At 68.0% G+C, this 19,541-nt stretch carries 15 protein-coding genes; 12 read left to right on the top strand and 3 right to left on the bottom strand.

Translation table 11 applies throughout. The annotated features are described in order from the left end of the window. Both HFP89_RS04220 and HFP89_RS04215 read left to right on the top strand, forming a co-directional pair. The coding region (locus HFP89_RS04220; RefSeq protein WP_168716394.1) for a choice-of-anchor D domain-containing protein at positions 1 to 859 on the top strand (859 nt) is incomplete at its 5' end. A gap of 7 nt (positions 860 to 866) precedes the next feature. Further along, positions 867 to 1,283: an efflux RND transporter permease subunit gene (locus tag HFP89_RS04215; RefSeq protein ID WP_346775187.1), complete on the top strand. Its 417-nt coding sequence runs from the start codon at positions 867 to 869 to the stop codon at positions 1,281 to 1,283. A gap of 278 nt (positions 1,284 to 1,561) precedes the next feature. Here the strand turns inward: HFP89_RS04215 and HFP89_RS04210 are convergent, their stop codons facing one another. Further along, a complete protein-coding gene (locus HFP89_RS04210; RefSeq protein ID WP_168716392.1) occupies positions 1,562 to 4,951 on the bottom strand; it encodes a DUF11 domain-containing protein in 3,390 nt (1,129 codons plus the stop codon). 590 nt (positions 4,952 to 5,541) lie between these two features. Further along, positions 5,542 to 5,946: a LuxR C-terminal-related transcriptional regulator gene (locus HFP89_RS16155; RefSeq protein ID WP_168716391.1), complete on the bottom strand. Its 405-nt coding sequence runs from the start codon at positions 5,944 to 5,946 to the stop codon at positions 5,542 to 5,544. Between the two features lie 328 nt (positions 5,947 to 6,274). Between HFP89_RS16155 and HFP89_RS04200 the strand changes: the two genes are divergently transcribed. The 8 genes from HFP89_RS04200 to HFP89_RS04165 all read left to right on the top strand — a co-directional run bounded on the left by HFP89_RS04200 (position 6,275) and on the right by HFP89_RS04165 (position 15,190). Next, positions 6,275 to 7,342, top strand: coding sequence for a cytochrome c (locus HFP89_RS04200; protein ID WP_168716390.1), 1,068 nt, complete (start codon positions 6,275 to 6,277; stop codon positions 7,340 to 7,342). 383 nt (positions 7,343 to 7,725) lie between these two features. Beyond that, complete coding sequence (locus HFP89_RS04195) at positions 7,726 to 8,277, top strand: DUF305 domain-containing protein (RefSeq protein WP_168716389.1); 552 nt, start codon at positions 7,726 to 7,728, stop codon at positions 8,275 to 8,277. After that, the gene (locus HFP89_RS04190) at positions 8,274 to 10,499 is read left to right on the top strand and encodes a copper-translocating P-type ATPase (protein WP_277347469.1); all 2,226 of its coding nucleotides are present in this window, start codon (positions 8,274 to 8,276) and stop codon (positions 10,497 to 10,499) included. Before HFP89_RS04195 ends, HFP89_RS04190 begins: the two co-directional genes overlap by 4 nt. 73 nt (positions 10,500 to 10,572) lie before the next feature. Then, positions 10,573 to 11,781, top strand: coding sequence for a permease (locus tag HFP89_RS04185; protein ID WP_168716388.1), 1,209 nt, complete (start codon positions 10,573 to 10,575; stop codon positions 11,779 to 11,781). Between the two features lie 250 nt (positions 11,782 to 12,031). Then, positions 12,032 to 13,060, top strand: coding sequence for a right-handed parallel beta-helix repeat-containing protein (locus tag HFP89_RS04180; RefSeq protein ID WP_168716387.1), 1,029 nt, complete (start codon positions 12,032 to 12,034; stop codon positions 13,058 to 13,060). Between the two features lie 60 nt (positions 13,061 to 13,120). Next, complete coding sequence (gene queD / locus HFP89_RS04175; RefSeq protein WP_168716386.1) at positions 13,121 to 13,486, top strand: 6-carboxytetrahydropterin synthase QueD; 366 nt, start codon at positions 13,121 to 13,123, stop codon at positions 13,484 to 13,486. 13 nt (positions 13,487 to 13,499) lie between these two features. Then, positions 13,500 to 14,234, top strand: coding sequence for an SGNH/GDSL hydrolase family protein (locus tag HFP89_RS04170; protein ID WP_168716385.1), 735 nt, complete (start codon positions 13,500 to 13,502; stop codon positions 14,232 to 14,234). A gap of 68 nt (positions 14,235 to 14,302) precedes the next feature. Then, on the top strand, positions 14,303 to 15,190 hold the full coding sequence (locus HFP89_RS04165) for a retropepsin-like aspartic protease (RefSeq protein WP_168716384.1): 888 nt from the start codon (positions 14,303 to 14,305) through the stop codon (positions 15,188 to 15,190). A gap of 11 nt (positions 15,191 to 15,201) precedes the next feature. On the opposite strand, the gene HFP89_RS04160 is transcribed toward HFP89_RS04165, so the two are convergent. After that, positions 15,202 to 15,978 carry an MHYT domain-containing protein gene (locus tag HFP89_RS04160; protein ID WP_168716383.1) on the bottom strand — a complete coding sequence of 259 codons (777 nt, stop codon included), beginning with the start codon at positions 15,976 to 15,978 and terminating at the stop codon, positions 15,202 to 15,204. A 278-nt stretch (positions 15,979 to 16,256) separates the two neighbouring features. Here HFP89_RS04160 and HFP89_RS04155 point away from each other — a divergent pair, with 278 nt between their 5' ends. Next, on the top strand, positions 16,257 to 16,781 hold the full coding sequence (locus HFP89_RS04155; RefSeq protein WP_168716382.1) for an ECF-type sigma factor: 525 nt from the start codon (positions 16,257 to 16,259) through the stop codon (positions 16,779 to 16,781). 4 nt (positions 16,782 to 16,785) lie between these two features. Then, positions 16,786 to 19,362: a serine/threonine-protein kinase gene (locus HFP89_RS04150; RefSeq protein WP_168716381.1), complete on the top strand. Its 2,577-nt coding sequence runs from the start codon at positions 16,786 to 16,788 to the stop codon at positions 19,360 to 19,362. Positions 19,363 to 19,541 lie beyond the last annotated feature (179 nt).

Raw genomic sequence — 19,541 nt, 5'->3', positions numbered from 1 at the left:
CGCCAACGGCAGCTTCGTCTTCGCCACGCCGCTGGATGATCTGAGCGCCTACGCGGTGACCGTGCTGACCCCGCCCACGGGCCCCAGCCAGACCTGCTCGGTGAGCAACGGCAGCGGCAACCTGGCCGGCGCCAACGTCACCAACGTGACGGTCGACTGCGTGACCGACACGTTCACCGTCGGCGGCACGGTCTCCGGCCTGGCCGGCAGCGGCCTGGTGCTGCAGAACAACGGCAGCGACGATCTCCAGATCAACGCCAACGGCAGCTTCGTCTTCGCCACGCCGCTGGATGATCTGAGCGCCTATGCCGTCTCCGTCCTGACCCAACCCACGAGCCCGATCCAGACCTGCACCGTCAGCAACGGTACCGGCGCGCTCGACGGGGCCGATATCGATGATGTCGCGGTGGCATGCGTCAGCGAACCGCCCGTGGTCAGCCTGTCGGCCGGCACCCTGGACTTCGGCATCGTCCTCGACGGCGACACCTCGGCGCGCAGCGTCACGATCACCAATACCGGCACCGGCGAACTGGTGATCAGCCAGCTGATCGCCCCGCAAGCACCCTTCGCCATCAGCGGCGGCAGCTGCACCTCGGTTCCGGTCACGCTGCTGCCCGGCGAGAACTGCGACATCGAGGTCGCGTTCGCCCCGAGCCCTGCCACCGGCGGCTTTGCCGACGCGATCGGCGTGGTCAGCAATGCCGCCTCCAGCCCGGACCTCATCGCCCTGATCGGCAGTGCACGACCGCTGATCGTGCCGACGCTGGACCGCTTCGGCCTGATGATCCTGGTGCTGCTGCTTGCAGGCATCGCGTTCCGCGGCCTGGGCGGGCACCGGAACGGATCGCGAATCGCTTGAGTGAAGGATCGAAGGGCGGTCGATCTGCTCGCCGACGACCTCGATCCACGTCAACCGCAGCCGATCGGGTTGTAGAAACGACGCAGAGGCCGCCGGACTGGCGGCCGAGGTCGGCGTGCTGATGGCCGTCGACCTCGACCAGGCGGTGGACGAGCACCGCGGCGACGGCACTGCCCTTGAAGACGCCATCGTCGAAGGCGCGGTCCGAAGGGTCCGCCCGATCACCATGACCCAGGCCACGGTTTTCCTCGGCCTGCTGCCGGTCATGCTGACCACCGGCATCGGCTCGGACGTCATGCAGCGGATCGCCGCGCCGATGTTCGGCGGCGTGTTCGCGGTCCGGCTATCGGCGCTGGTGGTGCTGCCGGCGGCGTACCCGCTGTGGCACGGGCGGTCGTCGGCCGTTCGACCCGGTTGGGCTTGAATCCAACGCGTGAGTCGGCGAATTGCTCAGTCACTGGACAGAACCGCTCGAGCGGCAGGCGGTCATGGCACATGCGGCGGTTGCCGTTTCTGCGAAGTCGCGCAGCGACACCGGGCCCGGGACATCTGCAGATCAGGCGCACCCTTCAGACATCAGGGGCCTGGCCCTGCAGACATGGCGCGGCCTGCCCGCGATCCTCGCCCATGAGCTGCCCATGTCGCGGATCGCTGATCCTGACACGCCCCGCTTCGTTGCCTGCGTACGGCGCTGGGCCCGCTTCAGACCTCCCGCCGCATCCGACTCATCGCCAGCATCGCCAACAGGAACGCCAGCACGAAAAGCGCCCATCGGCCGGCGGCCGGGACACTCAAGGGCGGCTCGGGTCCACCCGCGGCCGGTCCGGTGACCTGCACATTCTGCTCCGATTGAGCGGTACCGGCGCCAAAGCTCAATCCCGAAGCCGACGGCGGCGTGATCGTGGCCAGGTTGTCGACCGAAACCGGTACCGAGGAAACGTCGGGCATCACGGCCTGGTAGCTGAATTGCAGCGCGGTGTTCGGTCCGAACGTGTCGATCGTGGCCGTCAGCCCGGCGCTGGTGCTGGTCACGGTGGGGCAGATCGCCGTGCCCTGGGGGTTCGGAATGAACGGTGACGCAGAAATATCGGTGCAGCCGACGTTGCTGTAGCCGCTCGGGTTGGCGGCGGCCAGTTCGGGCGGAAGCGCATCGGACCACACCGAGCCGTCGGCATCGACGGCGCCGATGTTGGTGACCGTGACGGTATAGGTCACCAGCGAACCCGGTGCCGCGATCTGCGGCGTGACCTGCTTCTGCAGGCTCAGTTCCGGCGCCGGCGGCGGGCAGCTGACCGCAGTATCGTCATCGAACACCCAGCCGTTGGCGTCGTTTTCGCCGGAGAACGTCGCGGTGTTGACGATGCAACCGAAGCTCCGCGTCGGGTTGCTGAGCTCGACGGTGATCTCGAAGGTCAGCGAACTGTTCGGCGGGAAGGTGTTGTTGCCTGGCGAACCCCATTCGTGGTCGATGTCGTATGGATTCGACAGCGCCGAGGTCGGTCCCGATGCAGGGGTCTGGACACCGGGAATCACCGGCGTCGTCGGACACTGGGCACCGCCGCTGACCGGCGTGCAGTCGATGTTGACGATGTCGACGTCGACGCCGAACGCGAACGTCGTGTCGACAAAGTGCGGGATGTCGAGTGTTTCCGTCGGCGAGGTGTTGGTCAGCGTGATCGCATAGCCGATCTGGCCCGACAGCGGGATGCTGGTGCCCGTGGCCGGCGGCAGGATCTGCTTTTCGACGTCCAGCGTGCCGGGCGTGCAGGGCGGCATGCCGATGTACTGCTCGACGACGCTTTGCGGTGTGGTGACCACGTCGCCCAGCGCGTTGGAATAGTCGGCCGTGACCCGATTGCTGACCTGCTGCGGGGCGTGGCACTGGTCGTAATGGGTCGGCATGGTGAACGGGACGATGTAGGTCAGCGTTGCCAGCGGCGCCAGAGCCACCTGCTCCTGGCCGCCGTGCAAGGCCGGATCGTATTCCAGGCTCAGCGTGCGGTTGTATCCACTGCTCGTGAACGTCGTGGCCAGTTCGTGGCAGGTTTCCGTTGCCGGTGCGGCGGTGCAGGTAATGCCCCAGTCGGCCAGCGCAGTTCCGGTGTTGATGAAGCCCGAGGTCGCAGGCGTCAGGCCGCCGACGAGGAAGTTGATGTCGTCGATGTCCCCGAGCAGCACCGGATTGGCGCTGTTGGTATTGGTGGCGACGAGCTTGTAGAACACCTGCGTGCCATCGGCGATCGCAGTGCCGGCGCTCTGACCGATCAACGGTGTACCGGCGGCAGCATCGGCCGCGCTGGCGAACGGGCCGGTTTTCTCCAGTTCGATATTGACCTGCGATCCACCGCCGGGACAGATCTGCAGGCCATCGACCGAGACGATCGTCTGCATGCCGTTGTTGCCGAAGTATGCATTGCTGCCGGGGGTGAAGTCCGGCGGCTGAGGCGGCGTGGTGGTGCTGTAGACCGGATCGAACACCGCCGGAGAGGGGCCGGCCTGGCCGCTCAGGCTGATCAGGGCTTCGTCGTCACCCCAGCAGGTGAGACGCGATTCGGACAGCGGTTGCGAGAACGTCACGCTGGCGCCGGGGGGCAGCGAATCGATGCTGGTCGCGAACTGGAAGCTGGTCGCGGTGCTGGCAATGATACCGGCGCTGATCTCGGCCGGTGTCGGGCACAGGCCGGCGGGGATCGACGTGCAGGTCAGCGGGCCCTGGGTTTCGGTAAACGCCAGGCTGTAGTGCCGGAACTCGACGGGAATATCGGTGGCCGTGCCGGCGCCCGGCCCGGTGCTGAGATTGGTGACCGTGGTCACATGGGTCCAGTCGCCCTCGCCATTGCCGTCGAGGGTAAAGCTCGAAGGCGTGCCGCTGGTCGTGAATTCGATATCGGCAACCTCGCAATTGCCGGGAACCTCGGTGGTGACGCTGGCGGTGTTGTCGGCGACGCCCGGCGGCACGACGTCGGTGCCCTGGAGACCGTTGACATTGACCTCGAAGACCAGCTCGCGGTAACCGGAGTCGGGCTGATCGACGCAGACCGGTTCACCGACTTCGACCGAGGCGCGAAAACGCAGGACACCGCCGCCCGGCGGACCGTCGAGCGTGCCGGGCAGGTTGTCGAGGAAATCGGCGGACGGGAAGCCGGTCACCGGGGTCGAGTTGACGAAGCTGGTCGGCGTCGGAATCGGGATCAATCCGGTCGACGGACAGGTCTGCCAGGGTGCCGGCGAGGGCGGAAAGACGTTGGCAGGCGGAAAGCCACCGAGCGACGCGGACACGCAGTCGATCGACTGCAGCTCGGTGCCCGGCAGCGTCGAGCCCTGGCTTCCGTAGGGGTTGTTGGTCGGGTCGAGCGGGATCATCGTCCCGGCAAGCCCCTCGATATTGGCCGTCAGTTGCAGTCGATCGGACGGATGAAGCCCGAAACTGTAGACCTCGAATTCATACTCGACGATGTCGCCGGGCGAGGCGGTGGCGGGCGCCTCGACGATCTCGATTCGGTACTGGACGTCGGGCGGATACAGGAAGATATTGGTCGTGGCCGAATTGGTTTCGCCGATCAGTTCCGATTCAACCGATGTGACATCGGCCGAAATCGTGAAGTTGCCCTCGGGCACACCGAAACAGGTCCCCTCACCGGCCTCGCCGGTCGGGCAGCGAGGCACGTTTTCGAATTCGATCGCGACCTGGCTTTGCGACGGCACGGACGGAATGGTGACCGAAAAGGTCGCGCCGCTGCGCACGAACGCCGGCGACGGGGCGGTACCCGACCCGGGTGGGCAGACTGCCGGTCCGTTCGGGTCGGGTCCAGGGATCGGTTGACAGGTTGCGCTGGCCTCGAACGGCGCATCGGCAACCGGGTGCTCGACGATCAGCTCCACGCCGGTCGCAGTATCGGGCCCGTTGTTGGAAATCGTGACCGTGAACGACTCGCTGTCCAGCGACATGTAGGCCGGCTGGTCGCTGACGATGTTGACGACCAGGTCGACATCCTGGGCCTCGGCCGGCTCGATCCATAACGCCTGGAACGACGCCAGCACTGTGGCGCCGAGAAGAATTGTGCGTGCGAACGATTCCGGATTTCCCGTCATGATCTCGACCTCTCGAAGACAGATGGTTCTGAATCAGGGTCGAAATCCTCCCCGCCGGGCACAACCATGCCGGCTTCGAGGGGCCCGTCGAAAAGAGGCCCTGCAAACAGCGAATCTGCAAACAGCGAATCTGACCACTCCCTGCTGTCACCCTATCGCAAGGCGGCCTGCGCGGCAAGTTCGAGCGACGTCACGCCGAACATCGAAGCCCTTGCCGAAGGTGAACTTCGGTGGCAGGACGGGCTCGGCAGGGAGCAGGCTCGTGGACTCCGGATGTCGCCGGATCCATGCGACAACGCACAGGGCCGCGTTGCGCGATCGACCTGCCGCGGGTCAGGGAACCTCTGAACACGTCTGCACGGGCGCGACGGAGCGCTTGTCATGACGCTTGTGGTGACGCTTGTCGTGACGCTTGTCATGACAAGCGGCGCCGGGTGGCCCGCAAAGGCCCGTCCCGACCGGGTTTCGCCGGAGAAACGCGCTCCGTGCGGCCCATGAACGGGCCATTCTTGCAGACACGCGGTTCGGACACCGCGTACAGCGCCACGCCACCCTCAGCGGCCCGGGGCTCGATCGGCGGTTCGGAAACTTCAGACGAGTTCCTGCAGGGATGTCGCTGCAGCAGAAGCAGGCCGCGGACTCGGGAGCGGCACCAGAAACTGCCGGCCCGCGCCTCGGAGCAGCCAATCGCGATAGCTCGGGCTGGAAAGGACCATTCGCACCGCATCCGAGCCGTTCTTCGCCTGGAGCGCGTTCAGGACTCTTGCGCGGAGAATCTCCACGGTTCGCACACTGATCGAAAGATCGTCGGCGATCCACCGGTCGAGCTTGCCTTCCAGCAAACCTTCCATGACCTCTCGCTCACGCGGGCTCGGCGTTGGCGGTCGGTCTTCGCGATCGGCCCGGGCGCGATCAGACGAACTGCGAGCCCTTCGGGACCCGGCGCCGCGAACGCCGCAGCATGCGAGTCCGGAGCGCTTCGGAAGCTCGGACATTCGTCATGAGCCCCGCTTGATTCTCCGGGGCCTGCCGCCGGAAACCGAGCCGGCCAGGCTCGAGCCGCGCGGCCGAGCCGGCGGCCATGAACTGCATGGGTCGTGCGACGAGGGCCGCCACGAGTTCGACCGGAACCGCGACCTCGGATGAACCGATCACCGCCCTGCCGGTCCGGCGGCAGCGCGTCCATCGTGCCCTGCTCGAGCGCTGCGGCGGCGAGCCCGCGGCCCTCGAAGACCTGCCCGCGCCATGGCTTGATCTGGATCAGTACTATATTCTGATCTATGAATATAATCGGGCCTTCCCTATCAGAATGAGGGCCGCCCCATGACCCGACGCCCGCTCCCGATTCTCCTCGTCATTGTGGCGCTGACCCTGACGCTGTCGAACGCGCTGGCCGATCCCGACCCTGCGGCGCTGTACCAGGCCCATTGCGCCAGCTGCCACGGTCCGTCCGGCGCGCCCGACCCGGATGGCCCGGTGGTCCAGGGGCTCGGCGTGGTGCCGGCGAACTTCACCGATCCGCTGTTCAACAGCCGCGAGCCGGCCGCTGATTGGGCGATGGTCATCGAGCACGGCGGCGCCGCGCTCGGCCTGTCGGACCGGATGCCGGCCTTCGACGGCACACTGAGCGAAGACGAGATCGAGGCGCTGGTCGATTATCTGAAGGGGATTCCCGGCGAGCATGACTACCCGGACGGCGCGCTGAACCTGTTCCTGCCGCTCAACACCATCAAGGCCTTCCCCGAGGACGAGGTGGTCTGGAAGAGCGACTACGTGGTCCGCGACGGCGCCAACGCCTGGGAGAACGTGTTCGAGTTCGAAAAACGGGTCGGCCAGCGCGGCCAGGTGCTGGTCGAGCTGGTCCAGTCGCTCGAACAGGGCGACAGCGACTTCGACAAGATCGAGGTCGGCGGCAAGTACGTGCTGCACACCAACGACGCCCACACCTCGATCACCACGCTGGGTGCGAAGGTCGAGTTCCCGGTCCACGGCGGCGACGAAAGCTTCATTCCCTTCCTGGCCTTCGGCCGGATTCTCGGCCCGGACTGGACCTTCCAGGGCAGCGCGCGGGCCAAACTGCCGTTCGGCGACTTCGGCGACGGCAGCGCCGAACTGGCCGGCATCGTCCACTGGACCCATTCGCCGTGGCCGCGCAACGTGTTCCCCGGCCTCGAAGTGGTCGCCGAGGTCCCGTTCGACCGCCCCTCGGGCGCGGATTTCGCCGAGATCTCGATCATCCCGCAGGCGCGCGTCGGGCTGACCCGCGGTGGTCACGTGGCCCTGAACGTCGGCGTCCAGGTCCCGGTCACCGAGCGCGACCGCTTCGACACGGTGCTGCAGATGAATCTGCTCTGGGACTTCGCCGACGGGCCGTTCTGGCAGGGCTGGTAACGGCAGCGGGTCGGCTGCAGTCCCCGCGGACCCCCTGCAGGCTGTAACGCTGACCCCGGTCCGGCCGCTGATCGACCCGAACCAGGCCGTCGAGGAGGCAGCCGGTGCGCTCGACGAGGCGATCGTGGAAGGCGTGGCGCGCCGCGCCCGACCGATCACGACGAGCCGGGCCTCGGTCTTGCTCGAGCTGTTGCCGGTGACGCGGACCATCGGCATCGGGGGGAGGGTCAGGTCGTGCTGCGCGTGGCGGCTCCGATGATCGGTGGCGGGTTCGCTGTGCGGCCGTCGGCGATCGCCGGGCGTCCGGCCGCCGATCGGCCGGTGGATGCCAGGGTGTAGAGTGACGCAATAGAAGGCCGCCAAGCCCCCCGAGGAGGAGGACGATGAGCAACGATTCGCCGCAGACCGACCACACGGACTGGAAACCCTACCTCCGGTTCGGCCTGATGATCGTCAGTTCGATGCTGGTGATGTTCGGGTTGATGTACTTGCATACCTATGCCTTCGAACACGCTCGATGGAGCGAAACGCGCGCGTTCATGACGGTGATCATGGGTGGTGGCATGGTGCTGGTCATGTTCGCGTTCATGCGGTCGATGTATGCCAGCACGATCGCGAATGTCGGGATCGTGGTGATCGGTGCGGCCATGATCGTCGGCGCGACATGGCTGGTTCGCAGCCAGCACACGATCGACGATGTGGCCTACATGCGCGGCATGATCCCGCATCATTCGATCGCCATCCTGACCAGCGAGCGCGCGGAGATCGACGATCTTCGGGTGCGCGCGCTGGCCGACGGAATCGTTCGAGCGCAGCGCCGCGAGATCGCGGAAATGGACTGGTTGATCGAAGACATCCGGCAGAACGGACCGGCCGTCACCCCCGAACAGGTCGACCGACGACCCCTGCCGGACTTCGAAGAGCGGGCGGAATGAACGCCCACGACGACGACGCGAGCGAGCCGCACTGCTGCCACGGCGACCACGCCGAAGCCGAGCCGGGAAAGAACTACGACAACGTGCCCGAGGAGTTCGACGGCACGGTCTACACCTGCCCGATGCACCCGGAGGTCCGCGAACCCGGACCCGCCGACTGCCCCCTGTGCGGCATGGCGCTGGAACCGGAGACCGTGTCGCTGGAGCCGGAGGACACCACCGAGCTCGACGACATGACGCGCCGGTTCTGGGTCGGCGCGGCGCTGACGGTGCCGATCCTGGTCCTGGCCATGGGCGGCATGATTCCCGGCGTGGACATGGATGCCTGGGTGCCGCACCGGGTCCGCGTCTGGCTGGAGATGCTGCTGGCCACGCCGGTGGTGCTGTGGTGCGGCTGGCCGTTCCTGGTCCGCGGCGTGAAGTCGGTCCAGCGACGCGCGCTGAACATGTTCACGCTGATCGGACTGGGGGTGTCGGTGGCCTACGTCTACAGCGTGGTGGCGACCGTCGCGCCGGGGATCTTCCCGCCGTCGTTCCGCGGCGAGTCCGGCCAGGTCGGTGTGTACTTCGAGGCCGCTGCAATGATCGTCACGCTGGTCCTGCTCGGCCAGGTCATGGAGCTGCGCGCGCGTTCATCGACCAACCAGGCGATCAGGAGCCTGCTCGAGCTGGCGCCGAACACCGCCCGACGGATCGACGCCGACGGCAACGAGCACGATGTGCCGCTCGACGAGGTCGAGGTCGGCGACCGCCTGCGGGTCCGGCCCGGCGAGAAGGTGCCGGTCGACGGCAGCGTGGTCGAGGGTCGCTCGTCGATCGACGAATCCATGCTGACCGGGGAATCGCTGCCGGTGGAGAAGACCGCCGGCGACGAGGTGATCGGCGCGACGGTCAACGGCACCGGCTCGCTGATCATCGAGGCCGGCAAGGTCGGGCAGGACAGCATGCTCAGCCAGATCGTCCGGATGGTCGCCAGGGCCAGTCGCTCGCGCGCCCCGATCCAGGGCCTGGCCGACCGGGTCGCGGCCTGGTTCGTGCCCGCGGTCATCCTGTGCGCGCTGATCGCGTTCCTCGCCTGGTCGGTCTGGGGCCCGGCGCCGGCAATGAGCTACGCCCTGATCAACGCCGTGGCCGTGCTGATCATTGCCTGCCCCTGCGCGCTCGGTCTGGCAACGCCGATGTCGATCCTGGTCGCCAGCGGCAAGGGTGCATCACAGGGCGTGCTGTTCCGCGACGCCGAGGCCATCCAGACCCTCCGCGACGTCGATACGCTGGTCGTCGACAAGACCGGCACGCTGACCGAAGGCCGACCGAAGCTGACCGAAGTCGTCGCCGCCGACGGCTTCGACGACGCCACCGTGCTGCAGATCGCCGCAGCCCTGGAACGCGGCAGCGAGCACCCGCTGGCCGAAGCGATCGTCGAAGGCGCGCGAGAGCGCGAACTGGAACGACTCGAGGTCGAGGACTTCGACTCGATTACCGGTCAGGGCGTGACCGGCGTCATCGACGGCAGGTCGATCGCTCTCGGCAACACCGCGCTGATGGAGGCGGAGAAGATCGACCTCACCGCGCTGACCGACCGGGCCGAGGACCTGCGCGGTCAGGGCCGCACCGCGATGTTCCTGGCCGTCGACGGCCAGCCGGCGGGCCTGGTCGCGGTCGCCGACCCGATCAAGTCGACCACGGCCGAGGCGATCGCGGCACTGCACGAAGAAGGTCTGGAGATCGTCATGCTGACCGGCGACAGCGAGACCACCGCCCGCGCGGTCGCGAAGGAACTCGGCATCGACGAGCTGTTCGCCGACGTCCGGCCCGACCAGAAGGCCGATCACGTCCGGCGGCTGCAGGACGAGGGCCGGTTCGTCGCGATGGCCGGCGACGGCATCAACGATGCGCCGGCGCTGGCCCGCGCCCAGGTCGGCATCGCGATGGGCACCGGCACCGACGTGGCAATGGAGTCGGCGGGCGTCACGCTGGTCAAGGGCGACCTGATCGGCATCATCCGCGCTCGTCGTCTCAGCGAGGCGACCATGCGCAACATCAAGCAGAACCTGGTCTTCGCGTTCGGCTACAACAGCCTCGGCGTGCCGATTGCCGCCGGTGTGCTGTACCCGTTCTTCGGCCTGCTGCTGTCACCGATGATCGCTGCCGCGGCGATGTCGTTCAGCTCGGTCTCGGTGATCGGCAACGCGCTGCGCCTGCGTCGGGTCTCGATCGACTGAATCGCCCCCGGAACAGCGACTCGCTCCGAGCCGCAACCGGCACGCGTTCACGCAGTGCGTTACGGTAAAGAGCATGGACGAGGCACTCGCGACATGGAGCGAAGCCGCCCGGACCTCGCTGGGCTTCTTCTGGAAAGCCGGCTGGGCCTTCGTGCTGGGCTATGCAATCAGCGCGATGATCCAGACCTTCGTGCCCAAACACCGCCTGACGCGCCACATGGGCGAAGCCGGGTTCAAGAGCACGGCCATCGCGACCGGGTTCGGCGCGATCTCCTCGTCCTGCTCGTTCGCCGCGCTGGCCGCAGCCCGTTCGCTGATCGTCAAGGGCGCGCACTGGATCGCAGCGGTCGCGTTCATGTTCGCCTCGACCAACCTGGTCATCGAACTCGGCATCCTGATCTACCTGTTCCTCGGCTGGCAGTACGTTGTCGCCGAGATCATCGGCGGATTGATCCTGATCGCGATCAGTTCGGTGCTGATCAAGCTGGTCTACCCGAAGGCCTGGCTCGAGGAGGCCCGAGAAAAGGTCGAACACGAGGCGGCGGATGAAGACGACGACTTCGATCCATGGCAGCGGATGACCAGCCGGGAGGGATGGAACCGGGTCGGACACCAGTTCGTCATGGAATGGAAGATGGTCTGGCAGGAGATCCTGATCGGCTTCACCATCGCAGGACTGATGAAGGCCTTCATCCCGGCCGCATTCTGGGAAGCCCTGTTCCTGCAGGGCCTGGATCTCGACCTTGCCGCATGGGTGGTGACGCTGCAGAACGTGATCGTCGCGCCGTTCGTCGCCGCGGCCACCTTCATCGGATCGATGGGCAACATCCCGCTGGCCACGGTCCTGGCCAGCAGCGGGGTCGGCTTCGCCGGGCTGATGGCGTTCATCTATTCCGACCTGATGGTGCCGCCGCTGGTCAAGGTCAATGCGCGCTACTACGGCTGGCGCGTGGCGCTGTACATCGCCGGCATCATGTTCGTCAGCATCGTGTGCACCGCACTGCTGCTGGACTTCGGCTTCGGCGCGCTCGGCATGCGGCCGAAGGGCGCGGCCGACGAGGCCGGCGGCGATGCCTTCGCGATCGACTACACCTTCTTCCTGAACCTCGGCTTCGTGCTGGTTGCCGCCGTCCTGATCGGCCTGCACCGCAGCCACATGGCGGCGTCCGGGGACGGCGAAGGGCATGACCATGACGGCGACGGGCTCGGTGTCCAGGACATGGCCGCCGGCCTGGCCATCGCGCTGCTGGTCATCGGAATCATCCTGTTCTTCGTCGTCTGAGTCTTCGCGTTGCCGTTCCCGGCCGTGCCGCGAGTTCGGGCGCCGGCGCGCGGTGCCGCCTTGACGGGCCGACGAACCGCCGACCGAATCCCTTCCGGCAGCGTGTTCCGGCGAGCACGTCCCGAAGGGCAGTCCGCCCGGGCGCCGGGACGACGCGCACCGATCTGGCGGACGTCTTCGACGGTTTGCGATTGATCCATCGAACCCGCCCGACCGGGCGTCGCATCGACATCGAACGGAGAACTTCGAAATGTACCGCGTACTGATTGCCTTGCTGGCGCTTGCCGCGCTCGGCATCCACACCACCGCCCGCGCCCAGGTGAGCTGCGGCGACGTCATCACGACCAGCCGCGCCCTGACCGGCGACCTGCACTGCACCTCCGGCTGGACCGGCATCGAGATCGCCGCGCCCGGCGTGACCCTGGACCTCAACGGGCATACGCTTTCGGGCAGCATCTTCCAGGGCGTGCTGGTTTCTTCGCCCCGCGTGACCGTCCGCGGCCCGGGCGTGATCAAGGGCTTCGGCCTGGGTCTGCAGGTCCATGACGCGACCGACGTGACGATCGAGGGCGTGGACTTTTCCGACCTCGACAGCGGCATCACCGCCCGGGGTGCCGACCGAATCGTCATCCGCGAAAACACCTTCTCGTCGATGCCCGGCCACGCCGTCTCGATCTACGGCTTCGACGACGGCCGCACGGTACTGCCGACGCGGGACGGCGTCGCCTTCGACAACCGGTTCATCGACGTCGGCACCGGACTGCATATCTGCGGCGCCAACGCGACGGGCCACCTGCTGGAACACAACGTCTTCGAGCAGATCGGTGACTACGGGATCCACCTCGAGACCGGCACGTCGAACAACATCGTCAGCGGCAACTGGTTCGAGCAGTCCCTCAACACGGGGATCCGGATCACGAATTCCAGCAACAACATCCTGACCGGCAACTACCTGGAGGGTGGCCTGACGGGAATCGCGCTTCACGACAACGGCGGCCACATCTCTCCCGCGTGCGCCGCACCGATGATGCCGACGGTCGTGACCGGCAACCGGCTGGACGGCAACTACGTGGGGGACTTCGACGTGGCGATCGCCCTCGGACTCGGCCGGGACTCGCTGCCCCGCGTCATCGCGAACCGGATCGAGTTCTCGAAGCTCTATTTCAACACCGTCGGGATCCGGTTCCACGGAGACGCCTGGCGCAACACCGCGGTTCATTCCGCGTTCCACGGCACGGCGACCCCGATCATCGACATCGGCACCGCGAACGTTCACTGATCGACCGGTATCGCGTGCTCGCGGCGCGGCCCGGCCCCCGGGCCGCGTAGAATGCGCGGCATGGAAATCTTCAAGGAATTCCAGGTCGAAGCCGCCCACCGGCTGCCGAACCTGCCCGACACCCACAAGTGCTCGCGCCTGCACGGGCACTCGTTCAGGATCGCGGTCCACGTGTCCGGCGAGCCCGGCGACGAGACCGGCTGGGTGATGGACTTCGCCGACATCAAGCGCGCGTTCCAGCCGCTCTACGACCGGCTGGACCACCACTACCTCAACGACATCGAAGGCCTGGAGAACCCGACCAGCGAGGTGCTGGCCAAGTGGATCTGGGACCGGCTGGCGCCGACCCTGCCGGGCCTGTCGAAGGTGGTCGTTCGCGAGACCTGCACCGCCGGCTGCATCTACACCGGCCCCGCGAGCGACTGAGCGCCTCTACGGCATGCGTTCGCTGCAGTTCTGGGCCCTGTTCGCGCTGGCGCTGCCGGCCGCGCTGCGAACACGCCGCACGGCCGTGCGCGCCGAGGGCGCGGCCGGCCCGGAAACGGGCGCGGTCGGCGACGGACCCACGCTTCGGCTGGTGGGCCTGGGGGACTCGATCATCGCCGGCGTCGGAGCGTCCACGCACGCCGTCGGACTCGTCGGCCGCACGGCCGAAGCGCTGGCCGAGCTCGAGCGGGTCCGGGTCGAATGGACCGCAGTCGGTCGAAGCGGCCTGACCTCGACGGCGATCCGCGAGCGGCTGCTGCCGACGGCACCGCTGCACGACGCGGATGCGATCATCGTCTCGGCAGGCGTCAACGACCTGACCCGACTGTCCGGACCGGTCCGGTTCCGCACGAACCTCGGAATGCTGCTCGACGCGCTCGAGGTCGCGGCGCCGAGCGCCCGGATCGCGCTGGCCGGCCTGCCGCCGCTGGAGACCTTCCCGGCGCTGCCGCCGCCGCTGAAGCGCGCTTTCGGGTTGCGCGGACGGCAGCTCGACCGGATCATGCAGCAGGTCGTCGCCGGGCGGCCGCGCGCGGCCCACGCGCCGGTCGACATCGACCCGGTTGCGGCCGCCGACCGCGCCTCGTTCTCGGCCGACGGCTTCCACCCATCCGAAGCGAGCTACATTCCCTTCGGCCGCGGCCTCGCGGTGGCGCTGCACGCCCTCTCATCGACCGGAAACACCTGACCGCCGCGACCGTTTTCGCCGCTCGCGCGTCTGGACTGCAGATCCAACCGAGTGACGAGGACAACGCCATGATCCCGCGACGCACACGCTGGGTGCTCAACCCCCTGACCCTGTTGCTGACCGCGCTGCAGGCGGCCGGCTTCGACCCGGCTCTGCACTTCGAAAGATCGCCCTACGGCCTGCTGTTCACCGAAATCGAGGTGGCCGGCGAGCCGGTCCCGGCGATGATCGACTTCGGCGACCCGTACGTGATCCAGCTCGCCGACGGCTGGGCGGCCGAGCGGGATCTGGCGCTGGATTCGAGCGGAAAGACCGCGATGGACACCCACGGCAACCCGATGGAGCTGCTCGAAGGCCGCGCCGGACCGGTCCGGATCGGCCCGGTCGTGCTCGCCGAAGCGGTGTTCGGCAGCATTCCCGGCGAGATCGAGCGGGTCGCCGAGCAGGTCGGCACGCCATTCCGGGCGGCGGTCGGCTGGGGCTTCTTCGGGGAACGCGCCTTCGTTCTCGACTACGCGAACGGCCGGATTGCCTTCCGCGAGGACGACTGCGCCGGGTTCGACGCCGAGGCCGCCGTCGACCGGATCGACACGCCGACGCACCTGGTGACCGAGATCCGGATCGCCGACCAGCCGGTACGCGTCCTGGTCGACACCGGCTCGCCGATCGACGTGATCGACGCCGACACCCTCCAGCGCGTCCTGCCCGCGGGCGGCCGCCGCGTGCTCATCGAGCACTCGGCCGGCACCTTCCCCGGCGTGGAGGTCGATGTCGCGTTCGGTGCCGTCGAGCGCCCGGTGCAGTTCGAAGCCGGCGACCTGTCGGTGCTCGAGCCGCTGGGCGCCGAGGCCATCCTCGGCGGGACCTTTCTCCGACAGGTCGAACTGTGCCACGCGCCGGAGCGCGGTCAGGTCCGGATCCGGCAGCGTGACGCCGGTGCGCTTCCGTCGTCGTAGTGCGTCGTGGCTCAGCCGCCGGCCGGCTGGGTGAACCCGGTCGACGGGCCGGGGTCGAGGTCCATGGCCTTGCGGAACACGACCAGCGCGCCGCCGACCAGCACGGTAAGGACCACCACCAACCCGGCCCCGAACCCCATGAAGCTCGACGTCCATGCACCTTCGAAGTACTGTGCTGCCGAGGGCCCTTCGCTCATCGGCACCATCTGCATGCCGGCCATGGCGGTGTAGTGCATGCCGCAGACGGCCAGGCCCATCAGCAGCGGACTGGCCAGGCGCTTGCCGCCGGTCCAGTGGGTGAAGATGTGCAGGGCCACGGTGGCGGCAACCACGGCGATCGCGATCGAGCCCCAGTAGAAGCGCGGGTCGTGCGTCATCGTCGCGGCCATTCGCATCGCTCCCATGCCGACGTAGTGCATGGCCGCAACGCCGAGCCCGAACAGCACGCCGGAGGTCAACCAGGCCACCGCGCTGCCCTTCCAGCGATAGACCGTGAAGAAGGCCGCGAAGCACAGCGCGACGGGGAACGCAGCCGAAGCCGCCGTCCGCCCGACATCGTAGGTCACGACCATGTCGGTCCGGTAGGCCAGCATGCCGATGAAGTGCATGGCCCAGATCGCGCAGCCGCCGAACACGATTGCCGCCAGCACCAGCCAACCGAACTGGATCGAACCGTCGCGACCGACGATGTAATCGGCGACATACAGGCTGACGAACGCGCCGATCACGGATACGACGTAGGACAGGCCGACCAGGCCGAGCTGATGCGAGGCGAGAAAGGTTTCCATCGGGTGTTCCCCTTGATTTCGAAAGCGCCGCACGATCATAGAATTCGCCGGTCAACGCCGACCTGCACCGATGTCAACCGACAGCCGACATCGATGAAGACCGCATGAACGCACGATCGAGTCCGCCCGGCCCCGACCGCCGGACTCGACCACCGGACGCAGGCTTTCCGTTCATCGGCGTCTGCCGTACCATTGAAGGCCGTCCGGCGACGGACCGCGGGGACGACACCCCTGCACCCATCCATCAGTGCAGCCGATCGGCAGCGAACGAGCAGGCCATGAGCGAGCGACCGGAATACAGCGGCATCACTGCCGAACAGGTCAGTCAGATGTACGACGAACTCCGGACCATCGCCCGGCGCGAACGCCGACGCCTGCCGTCCGCGACGCTCAACACCACGGCCCTGGTCCACGAAGCCTGGCTGCGGCTTTCACCCGAGTCGTCGCGCTACGAGAACCGGCGGCACTTTCTGGGCACGGCCGCGGTCGCGATGCGCCGGCTGGTCGTCGATTACGCGCGCGAGCGCTCGGCGCTCAAACGCGGGGGCGACGTGACCCACGTCGAGCTCGGCGACCCGGCCGAAACGCAGAACGTTCCGCTCGAGCGCATTCTCGACATCGACCGCGCACTCGACGAACTCGAAACGGTCGATCCCGGACTGCTGCAGCTGGTCGAACTGCGTTTCTTCGGCGGCCTGAGCTGCGACGAGGCCGCCGACGTGCTCGAGGTCTCGCCGCGGACCGTCGCGCGCGAGTGGGCCAAGGCAAGAGCACTGCTGAAGGTGACCCTGGCCGAGGACTGACGCATTGAGCATCGATCGCGACACCTGGGAACAGATCGGGCCGTTGTTCGATCGGTTGCTGGACCGGCCGGCATCGGAGCGCGATGCGGTCATCGGGGCCGCCGGGCTGTCGGCGGAGCATCGCGCCGCGCTGGAGAACCTGCTCACTGCCCATGACACCCAGGATGCCGATGACGAACTGCTGACCGGCTCGGCGGCCGACCTGCTCGGCTTGCCGGACGCGCACCGGGCCCTGTCCGACTGGAGTGGCCGAACGCTGGGTCCCTGGCGCGTCGAGCGGCGCCTGGCCGAAGGCGGGATGAGCGTGGTCTACGTCGGCGAGCGCGCCGATGGCCGCTTCGAGATGCAGGTCGCGATCAAGGTGCTGAAGACCGGGCGGCTGAATATCGCGCCGGAGCGGCTGGACGCCGAGACCCGCATCCTGGCCCGGCTGCAGCATCCGGGCATCGCGCGGCTGATCGACAGCGGCGCCGGCGAGGACGGCCAGCCCTACCTGGTCATGGAGTTCATCGACGGCACGCCGATCGATCGCCACTGCGCAACGCAGAACATGACCACCCGCGATCGGGTCCGACAGGTGCTGGCCGTGGCCGAAGCGCTGGAGTATGCCCACCAGCGCCAGGTCGTCCACTGCGACATCAAGCCGGCCAACGTGCTGGTGCGCACCGACGGCCGCCCCTGCATCGTCGATTTCGGCATTGCCGCCCTGGCCCAGCGCGGCGATCCGGATACCGAACAGGCCCACCGATTCTGCTCGCCCGGGTTTTCCGCGCCGGAATGCTACGACCGCGCGCCGCCGGACACCGCCCAGGACGTCTATTCGCTGGGCGCATTGCTGTCGGAACTGGTCGTCGACGGCGGCGTGCGCGCACTTTCCGACACGATCACCGGCCAGCGCACGCCGACCGAGGACCTGGTTCCGGCGCCGATGCCGGCCCACGACGGCTCCGGACGACTGCCGGCCGACCTGGCCGCCGTGCTGCGGCGCGCTCGGGCCCACGAGCCGGAATCCCGCTACCCGTCGGTCGGCGCGCTGGCCGCCGATCTGCGGGCGTGGCTGGATCACCGCCCGGTGGCCGCCTTCGACGGTGGCCGCGTCTACGCGGTCGGCAAATGGTTCCGGCGCCATCGACTGGCCGCGACGCTGGGCCTGCTGGCCGCGCTGTCGCTGATCGGCGGTGCCGGCGTCGCGCTGCACCAGGCCGGGCTGGCGCGGGACGAAGCGGCGCGCGCCCTGGCCGTCCGCGACTTCACCGTCGGGCTGTTCGAGGCCGCCGACCCGGCCCGCGAAGACGGCGAGGACCCGCCGGCCTCGGTGTTGCTGCAGCGCGGTGCCGAACGCGTCGGCGTGGACCTCGCCGATCAGCCCGGGGTGCAGGCCGAAATGCTCCACGTCATCGGCGGAATCCAGCTGCAGCGCGGGCTGATCCTGCCGGCGACCGATACGCTGGATCGTGCGCTGGCGCTGATCGCCGAGCACGACGTCGACCCGGCCATTCATGCCCGGGCGCTGTCCGACCGGGGCATGGTGGCCTTCGAGCAGGGCGACCTCGACGCCTCGATCGAGTGGATGAACCGGGCCCGCGAGCGGGCCGCGCGGGCGCGCCTGCCGCCGAGCGAACGGGCCTACCACGACGTGCATCTTGCCGACATGCACGTCATCCGGGAAGAACCCGAGTCGGCACTGGCCCTGGTCGAACCCTGGGTCGACATCGACGACCCGGAGCTGCGTGCTTACGCGCTGCGGGTCAAGGGCGGCGCGCTGGAACGCGCCGATCGTTTCGAAGACGCCGCGGCGACCTTGCAACAAGCGCTGGACGTCCAGGCCGATCTCGACCCGAACCACGTGTTCTACGCCTTCATCCTCGAAGAACTGGCCATCGTCCGCTGGCGGCAACGTCTTCTCCAGGACGCCGCGGACCTGTTCCAGCGCTCCGTGGATCACAAGCAGCGCGTGCTCGGCGACGTGCATCCGCAGACGCTGACCGCGCTCGGCAACCTCGCCACCGTGCGGACCGAGCAGGGCGACCTGGTCGCCGCGGAACGGGCCTGGCTCGAGCAGCTCGATGCGCTGACCCTCGTCCACGGCGACGAGCCGCACCCGGCAAAGGGCTACACCCACGGGATGCTCGCCTGGACGCTGTACCGACGCGGCGCCTACCGGCAGGCACTCGGGCACGCCCGAGAGGGACACCGGATCACCGAAGCGCTGGAAGGCGAGCACCCGATGGTCCGCTGGGTCCCGGCGATGACCGGGCTGGCCGCGCTGGAGTTCCGGGAACCGGACGCGGCCGACCTGCTCGGCCCCTGGGGCGAAGACTGCGCCGTGCTCGACGGGAAGCGTGAACTCGGTCTGCGGTTCTGCCTGGCCCGCGCCTGGCTCGCCGCAGCCACCGCCGCCGGCGAATGCGCGCCCGGTCTGCCGCCGAGTGCCACGGAGGAAACGATGGCGGCACTTCCGGAGCGCTGGCAGGCCGTCCACGGCGCCGTGACCGAGATCTGTGCCGGCCGGCCGATCACCCCGACCGACGCGCTTCCGCGCTGGGTGCAGGTGGCCGTGGTATCGAAGCCGGCGCGCTGACAGGGGCAGGCCGAGCCGTCGCTGGTCGGCCACAAGCTTTGGCCGAGAGGTGGTTTGCTTTCTTCGCGTCTTGCCGGAGCCCTATCCGGCGGCTGTGCCGGGGTTCTGGCTACAAGCGTTTCGCCACGCGCTTCGCGCTTTCTGGCGACCTACTTTTGTCAGTCGCGACAAAAGTAGGC

Source organism: Wenzhouxiangella sp. XN79A, from assembly GCF_012272825.1.
Lineage (GTDB): Bacteria > Pseudomonadota > Gammaproteobacteria > Xanthomonadales > Wenzhouxiangellaceae.
The sequence above is the reverse complement of the archived record's forward strand: the minus strand, read 5'-3'. Positions and strand labels throughout refer to the sequence as shown.